This is a genomic window from Planomonospora corallina (assembly GCF_042650625.1).
In the GTDB taxonomy this organism is placed as follows: Bacteria; Actinomycetota; Actinomycetes; order Streptosporangiales; family Streptosporangiaceae; genus Planomonospora_B; species Planomonospora_B corallina.
Genome location: NZ_JBHSBM010000047.1, coordinates 95,128 through 102,625, shown reverse-complemented (window position 1 = coordinate 102,625; position 7,498 = coordinate 95,128). Strand labels below are relative to the sequence as shown.

Here is a 7,498-nt window from a genome sequence, read left to right as displayed (position 1 = left end):
GCGTCTTCCCGGGTGATCGGTAGGGGCCCCGCTCCCGGACCGCGTGCCCCTCCGGCGGATCCTCCGCCCAGGAGTCCTCGGCGATCGAACAGGTGCGGGGATGCGCCCCTTTCCGGGAGGTTACAGTCCCGGAAGTCGGTAGTTCTGTTCGAAAAATGTCGGTGCTCGTCCGTATTCTTTGGGTATGGCTACCGTCATGAAGCCCCCTGCCAGCCCGCTGACGACCGCCGAGATCGCCGCCCTCGCCCTGTCCCTGGCACACCTGGGCTCGGGCCCGCAGGCCGCCGCCGCCCGGCACGGCCTCCGCCACGCCTTCGAGCACCTCCAGCTCGACGACGACGTCACCGCCACCACCCTCGCCACGCTGACCGAGCCGCTCCCGGCCGCCGTCGCCGACCGGGCGCGGACCATCGCGAGCGCCATCACCTCCCGGCTCGTGATCCGCCTGCACTACCGCGACGTCTCCGGGCGGATCACCGTCCGCGACGTCGACCCCGTGACCTGCATGGTCCACCGCGAGCACTGGTATCTCGTGGGCATGTGCCGCATGCGCGGCGCGATCCGGGCCTTCCGGTTCGACCGCATCATCGCCACCGAGCCGACCTTCGTCCCCGCCCGGCCGCACCCGGCCGAGCGCTTCCTCCCCTTCCAGGGCAAGCGCGCGGCGTGACCCCGGCAAGCGGCGCGGCCCCTTGCGGGCCGCGTCCGCTGACGGACCGCGGTGCACCCCCCTGAGACGCCGGAACGCCGCCCCGCGAGCGCGAGGCGGCGTTCATCCGTGCGGGTCCACGGCCGTGCGGGTCCACGGCCGTGCGGGTCCACGGTCGTGCGGGTCCGCGGCGCGGGGCCGCCGCCCTGTTTCCGGAGACTCCGGCCGGGGTCAGCCGCCGCAGCAGCCGCCACCGCAGCAGCCGCCCCCACCACCGCCGGCGGGGCGGGGCGCGGCGGCGCCGCCGGTCACGGCGACCGTGGACAGCAGCCGGACGGTGTCCTCATGCCCCTCGGGGCAGGGCGCGGGCGCGCCGGACTCGGCCATCGGGCGCGACAACTCGAAGGTGGACCCGCAGGAACGGCAGCGGAAATCGTAACGAGGCATGCCATCAGATTACTCAGGCGGCCGGGTTCCTCCCACGTCCCGGAAGGGGCGCGGCCCGGTCGTCACGGGGGCGTCACGGCGTGCGGCGCGGTCACCCCGCTCACCCGAACGCGATCGAGGCGTAATCGGCGACCGGCCGGTAGCCGATCGCCTGGTAGACGGAGTTGGACACCTGGTTGGCCAGATCGGTGAAGAGCAGCACCTCGGCGGCGCCGGCGTCCTGCGCCGCGCCCGTCGCCGCGCGGGTGACGGCCTCGCCGTACCCCCGGCCGCGGAACTCCGGCGGCGTGTAGACCGGGCCGATCCGCGACATGGCGGCGATCGGCGCCGAGAAGGCCGCGCACGCGACGGGACGGCCGCGGTCCTCCCACAGGACCAGTTCCTCGCGGCCGATCCGGCTGGAGACCACCGGGGTCTGGTCCGCCGGCCGCGCGCCCATCGCCTCCAGGTGGAAGTCGGCGAACCAGGCCGCGAGCAGCTCCCGGTAGGCGGCGCCCGCCGTACGGGCGGCCCCGGGGACCGGGCGCCGGGGCGGGGTCACGGACTCCAGCCGGTGGAGGCGCTCGGGGACGCGCCGTGCCACCGGCCGCCACCAGGAGGCGGCGAACGCCTCCGCCTGCGCCAGCGGCCCGCTGACCTCGGGGACCGTCCGCTCGGCCTCGATCAGCGCGGTGGCGAGGGAGCGCACGGCGTGGACGGGGGCGTCCGGCACGATCAGCCCGCGCTGCGGTGTCTGGATCACCGCGGCGACCGTCTCACCGTCCTCCTCCAGCAGGCCCAGCAGCAGGTCACCGGTGTGGAGGCCTGCGCGGATGCCGCGCAGGACCGTGAGCGGGGCGGTGTTGCGGATCGGGTCGCGGAGCAGCCACGGCTCCGCCGCCCCGGCGAACACCTCGACATCGGAGATGAAGGTCCAGGCCATGCACCGATTGTGCCGACCCGGGCCCCGCCGGGGCGAGTGGATATCAGGCCGCGGTCTCCTCCAGGTAGGGCGCCCACTGGGGGTCGCCCACGACGTGCGCGCCGATCAGCCGCCAGTGGGCGCCGCGCGGCACCGCCGGGGCGACCTCGAGCGTCCACCCCAGCTCCTCCAGGAGCCGGTCGGCCTTGCGGTGGTTGCACGTCGTGCACGAGGCCACGCAGTTCTCCCACGTGTGGGGGCCGCCCCGCGAGCGGGGGATCACGTGGTCGATGGTCTCGGCCTTCTGACCGCAGTAGACGCACCGGTAGTCGTCCCGGCGCATCAGGGCGGTCCTGGTCAGCGGGATCCGCGACCGGTAGGGGATGCGGACATAACGGCGAAGCCTGATCACCGACGGCACGTCGACCGTGCGGCTCGCCGAACGGAGCACGGAGCCCCGCCCGTCGCGGTGCACGACGTCGGCCTTCTCCCGGAGCACCAGCACGACGGCGCGGTGCAGGGAGAGGGTGGTCAGCGGCTCGAAGGTGGCGTTGAGCAACAGGACCTGACGCATCAGCGGGCCTTCCCCGCGGTGCGTCGCGTCATCTCGTGGGGCACGTCGCGTGCCCCGGCTGGCGGCCCCTCTTGGGGCCCGGGCGCTTCCGTCACGTGGACCTCCGCCGGACGGCCCAGCGGATGGTCACCACGGCGCCGTCCTGGACCAAGTCTGACTTCTGTTTCGGCCTGCCCGCCACTGATAAATGACGGGAGGGGCTCCTGGTGCGTTTTATGCCCGCATTACCTGTTCTTCACTCCTCCGAAGCCCGTTCGGTAGCGCCCGGGGCGCAAGCCGTACCCCACCGTCCCGCCGGAGGTCGTAGGGTTCCTGCCATGACGCGACAGCCGTACCCGCCCGCCCGCCGTGACGACGTCGTCGATGAGCTGCACGGCACCCCCGTCCCCGACCCCTACCGCTGGCTGGAGGATCCCGACGCCCCGGAGACCGGCGAGTGGCTGGCCGCGCAGGAGAAGCTGCTGGCCGCGGAGCTGGGCGCGCTGCCGGGACGCGAGCGCTTCAAGACCCGGGTCGCCGAGCTGCTGAGGTCCGGCAGCGTCGGCGCCCCGGTCTGGCGGGGCGAGCGCTCCTTCTTCATGCGGCGCACCCCCGACCAGGAGCACGCGGTGCTCTACACGGTGGATCCCGGCGGCGCCGAGCGGGCGCTGCTCGACCCGATGGCGCTCGACCCGTCCGGGCTGACCACGCTCGACGCCTGGCAGCCCGACAAGGAGGGCCGCCTGCTCGCCTACCAGATCTCGGTGGGCGGCGACGAGGAGTCCAAGCTCTACGTGATCGACGTCGCCACCGGGGACCGGATCGAGGGGCCGATCGACCGGTGCCGCTACTCGCCCGTCGCCTGGCTGCCCGGCGGCGAGGCGTTCTACTACGTGCGCAGGCTGCCGCCCGCCGAGGTGCCCGAGGGTGAGGAGCAGTACCACCGCCGGATCTACCTGCACCGCGTCGGCGCCTCCACCTCCGAGGACGTGCTGATCTTCGGTGACGGCATGGAGAAGACCAACTACTACGGGGTCGGGGTCTCACGCGACGGCCGGTGGCTGTCCGTCTCCGCCTCCCGCGGCACGGCGCCCCGCAACGACCTGTGGGTCGCCGACCTGGAGGCCTCCTCCGCCGGAGCGCCGGAGCTCGTCGTCGTCCAGGAGGGCGTCGACGCCCAGACCTCCCTGCACTTCGGCCGGGACGGGCGGCTGTACGTCTTCACCGACCGAGACGCCCCCCGGGGCCGGGTCTGCGTGGCCGACCCCGCCACCCCGCAGGCCGAGCACTGGCGCGACCTGATCCCGCAGGACCCCGAGGCCGTGCTCTCCGACTACGCGATCCTCGACGACGTGGACCGCCCGGTCATGCTGGCCGGCTGGACCCGGCACGCGATCAGCGAGATCTCCGTGCACGACCTCGTCACCGGCGAGCGGATCGGCGAGGTGCCGACTCCGGGCCTGGGCACGATCGGCGGCATCAGCGAACGGCCCGAGGGCGGCCACGAGGCATGGTTCGGCTACACCGACAACACCACCCCGCCGACCGTGCAGCGCTACGACGCCCGCACCGGCGAGACCACCCTGTGGGCCGCCTCCCCGGGCGCCGTCGAGGTGCCCGCCGTCACCACCGAGCAGGTCGTCTACCGCTCGGCCGACGGCACCGAGGTCCACATGCTGGTGATCTCCCCGCCCGGCGCCGAGGGTCCCCGGCCCACGGTCCTGTACGGCTACGGCGGCTTCGGCATCTCGATGACCCCCGGCTACTCCGCCTCGATCCTGGCCTGGGTGGAGGCGGGCGGCACCTACGCCATCGCCCAGCTGCGCGGCGGGGGCGAGCAGGGTGAGGAGTGGCACCGGGCCGGGATGCTCGCCCACAAGCAGAACGTCTTCGACGACCTGCACGCGGCGGCCGAGCACCTGATCGCCGCCGGCGTCACCACCCCCGACCGGCTGGCCATCTCCGGCGGTTCCAACGGCGGCCTGCTGGTCGGCGCCGCCCTCACCCAGCGCCCCGACCTGTACGCCGCGGTGGTCTGCTCGGCCCCGCTGCTCGACATGGTCCGCTACGAGCTGTTCGGCCTCGGCGCGACCTGGAACGTCGAGTACGGCACGGCGGACAAGCCCGACGAGTTCGCCTGGCTCTGGTCCTACTCCCCGTACCACCACGTCCGGGAGGGCGTCTCCTATCCGGCGACGCTGTTCACCGTCTTCCAGTCGGACACCCGGGTGCACCCGCTGCACGCCTGGAAGATGTGCGCCGCCCTGCAGCACGCCCAGGCGGCCGACCGGCCGGTCCTGCTGCGCAACGAGGCCGAGACCGGTCACGGGGCCCGCGCGGTCAGCAAGACCGTCGACCTCGCCGCCGACCAGCTCACCTTCCTCGCCCACCACACCGGTCTGACCGTGTAGGCGTGCGCGGGGACGTGGGGCGCCGGACCGCCCGGGACGGCGGGAAACCGTCGGCGGGAGCGGTTACCGTCGGGGCATGGACGACACCCCGGCGACCGGCGGCCTGACGTTCGTCGCGGGCACGCCGGGAGCCGCCCTGCGGCCGTACGTCAGGCGGATGACGGCCTACACCGAGCGCCACGACGCACCGCTGGCGCGCCGGGAGCCGCCGTTCGCCGGCATCGTGGTGATCTTCGGCCTCGGCGCCCCGCTCGACCTGAGAGGTCCGGGCGGGGCGCGGCGGCTGGCCTCCTTCGTCGCCGGGCTCCACGACACCTACGTCGACACCCTCACGACCGGGACGGCCGAGAGCGTGCAGATCGACCTGACCCCGGCGGGGGCGCGGCGGCTGCTCGGGGTCCCGATGAGCGAGCTGGCCAACCGGGTGGTCTCCCTGGAGGAGGTGCTCGGCCCGTGGGCGGACGCCGCACTGGAGCGGCTGGCCCGGGCCGGCGACCCGCGCGGCCGCCTGGCGCTCCTGGACGGACTGCTCACCCGGCGGATCCACGCGGCCCCCGCCCCGGACCCCCGGGTCGGCTGGGCCTGGGACCGGCTCGTCGCCACCGGCGGTACGGCGGGCGTCACGGCGCTCGCCCGCGAGCTGGGCTGGAGCCACCGGCACCTGGTCGCCCGCTTCCACGACCAGATCGGGCTGGCGCCCAAGACCGCCGCCCGCGTGCTCCGCTTCGAGCGCGCCCTGGAGCGCCTGCGCGCCGGGGCCCGCCCCGCGGAGACCGCCGCGGCCTGCGGCTACTACGACCAGGCGCACATGAACCGCGACTTCCGGGCGATGGCCGGAGCCTGCCCGGGCGAGCTCCTGCGCTCCCTCGCGGAGGAGCCGTTCCCCGTCTGAGGGGCCGTTCCCCGTCTGAAGGGCCGGCGGGGTGATCCTCCCGCGGGCGCAGGTCAGATTCGTCCAAGACCTCCGCGTCCCCGCCGGGACACACTGCCGGTGACCATGAAGAGTGAGGAGGGACGACCATGCGAACGGTCTATCCGCTGGTCCGCTACCGCGACCCCGCCGCGGCGATCGAGTGGCTCGCCGAGGCGTTCGGCTTCGAGGCCGGAGAGGTCTCCACGGACGGCGAGGGCGTGATCGTGCACGCCGAGCTGACCGCCGGCACCGGAATGATCATGCTGGGCGCCGGCGAGCCGGGCGGACACGGGGTCTACGTGGCGGTCGACGAGCCGGACGCCCACCACGACCGGGCGGTGGCCGCCGGGGCCGTCGTCACCACGCCGCTGACGGACCGGCCGTACGGCTCCCGGGAGTACGCCTGCACGGATCCCGAGGGCTGCACCTGGTACTTCGGGACCTACCGGCCCTGACCCGCACCGGCTCCGCCCGCGGACCGGGGCCCGGACACGGCGGCGGGGAGCGGGCCTACCGAGGGAAGACGATCGTCTTGTGGCCGTCGAGCAGCACGCGCTGCTCGGCGTGCCACTTGACGGCCCGGGCCAGCACGAGGCACTCCACGTCCCGGCCGATGGCGACCAGGTCCTCCGGGGAGTGGCTGTGGTTGACCCGGGCGACCTCCTGCTCGATGATCGGCCCCTCGTCCAGGTGCGACGTCACGTAGTGGGCGGTGGCCCCGATCAGCTTCACCCCGCGGGCGTGCGCCTGGTGGTACGGCCGGGCGCCCTTGAACGACGGCAGGAACGAGTGGTGGATGTTGATCGCCCGCCCGGCCAGCTTCGCGCAGAGGTCCTCCGAGAGGATCTGCATGTAGCGGGCCAGCACCACCAGGTCCGCCTGGTAGTGCTCGACCAGCGTCAGGATCTCCGCCTCCTGCTTCGCCTTGGTCTCCGGCGTGACCGGCAGGTGGTGGTAGTCGACGCCGTGGGACTGGGTGAGCGGGCGCAGGTCGGGGTGGTTGGAGACGACCGCGACGATGTCGATGTCGAGCAGGCCGGAGCGGGCCCGGTGGAGCAGGTCGTTCAGGCAGTGGTCGAACTTGCTGACCATGATGAGCACCCGCGGCCTGACCGCCGTGTCGCGCAGCTGCGTCTCCATCCCGAACTCGGGGGCCAGCGCGGCGAGGGAGGCTCGCAGTTCGTCCCCGGGCACCGGGGCGGAGAACTGCACGCGCATGAAGAACCGCTTGCTGTCCGGGTCCCCGAACTGCTGGCTCTCGGTGATGTTGCACCCGTGCCCGGCGAGCAGCCCGGAGACGGCGGCGACGACACCGGGGCGGTCCGGGCAGGACAGCGTCAGGACGTACTCGGCAGCACTCATGGCTTCACACCTTCGAGGAGGTCGGATCGTACGGACGCCGCGAGCGGGTCCGGCGGGGTCGGCGAGATCGCAGCGCTCCTCTGCCCGGCCGGCGCAGGCTCGTCCCGGCGGTCGCGGGAACGAGGTTACCCCTGTTCGCCCGGGGAGTGATCCTCCCCCTCCCTCCGCTGGGAGACGTTGCCCCGCATATCGCCATGGGGCGCTATATTTCACCGGCTCCGGGTATCTCCTTTTGATGACGCATTACCCCCGGGATACGGAC

General features: G+C 73.5%; 8 protein-coding genes. 4 read left to right on the top strand and 4 right to left on the bottom strand.

Annotated elements, in window-relative coordinates; translation table 11 throughout:
- Positions 1-184: 184 nt before the first annotated feature.
- Positions 185-670, top strand: a complete 486-nt coding sequence (locus ACFOWE_RS29925) for a helix-turn-helix transcriptional regulator (RefSeq protein ID WP_377293735.1) — start codon at positions 185-187, stop codon at positions 668-670.
- Between the two features lie 210 nt (positions 671-880).
- Here the strand turns inward: ACFOWE_RS29925 and ACFOWE_RS29920 are convergent, their stop codons facing one another.
- From ACFOWE_RS29920 to ACFOWE_RS29910, 3 genes are all read right to left on the bottom strand, one after another.
- Complete coding sequence (locus ACFOWE_RS29920) at positions 881-1,096, bottom strand: FmdB family zinc ribbon protein (protein WP_377293733.1); 216 nt, start codon at positions 1,094-1,096, stop codon at positions 881-883.
- Positions 1,097-1,196: 100 nt separating this feature from the next.
- Positions 1,197-2,018, bottom strand: a complete 822-nt coding sequence (locus ACFOWE_RS29915; protein WP_377293731.1) for a GNAT family N-acetyltransferase — start codon at positions 2,016-2,018, stop codon at positions 1,197-1,199.
- 43 nt (positions 2,019-2,061) lie between these two features.
- On the bottom strand, positions 2,062-2,571 hold the full coding sequence (locus ACFOWE_RS29910; RefSeq protein ID WP_377293729.1) for an HNH endonuclease: 510 nt from the start codon (positions 2,569-2,571) through the stop codon (positions 2,062-2,064).
- A gap of 317 nt (positions 2,572-2,888) precedes the next feature.
- Here ACFOWE_RS29910 and ACFOWE_RS29905 point away from each other — a divergent pair, with 317 nt between their 5' ends.
- The 3 genes from ACFOWE_RS29905 to ACFOWE_RS29895 all read left to right on the top strand — a co-directional run bounded on the left by ACFOWE_RS29905 (position 2,889) and on the right by ACFOWE_RS29895 (position 6,329).
- Positions 2,889-4,961, top strand: coding sequence for a prolyl oligopeptidase family serine peptidase (locus tag ACFOWE_RS29905; RefSeq protein ID WP_377293727.1), 2,073 nt, complete (start codon positions 2,889-2,891; stop codon positions 4,959-4,961).
- Positions 4,962-5,037: 76 nt separating this feature from the next.
- On the top strand, positions 5,038-5,853 hold the full coding sequence (locus ACFOWE_RS29900; RefSeq protein WP_377293725.1) for a helix-turn-helix domain-containing protein: 816 nt from the start codon (positions 5,038-5,040) through the stop codon (positions 5,851-5,853).
- A gap of 128 nt (positions 5,854-5,981) precedes the next feature.
- The gene (locus ACFOWE_RS29895; RefSeq protein WP_377293723.1) at positions 5,982-6,329 is read left to right on the top strand and encodes a VOC family protein; all 348 of its coding nucleotides are present in this window, start codon (positions 5,982-5,984) and stop codon (positions 6,327-6,329) included.
- A gap of 55 nt (positions 6,330-6,384) precedes the next feature.
- On the opposite strand, the gene purU is transcribed toward ACFOWE_RS29895, so the two are convergent.
- Positions 6,385-7,236, bottom strand: a complete 852-nt coding sequence (gene purU / locus ACFOWE_RS29890) for a formyltetrahydrofolate deformylase (protein ID WP_377293721.1) — start codon at positions 7,234-7,236, stop codon at positions 6,385-6,387.
- Positions 7,237-7,498 lie beyond the last annotated feature (262 nt).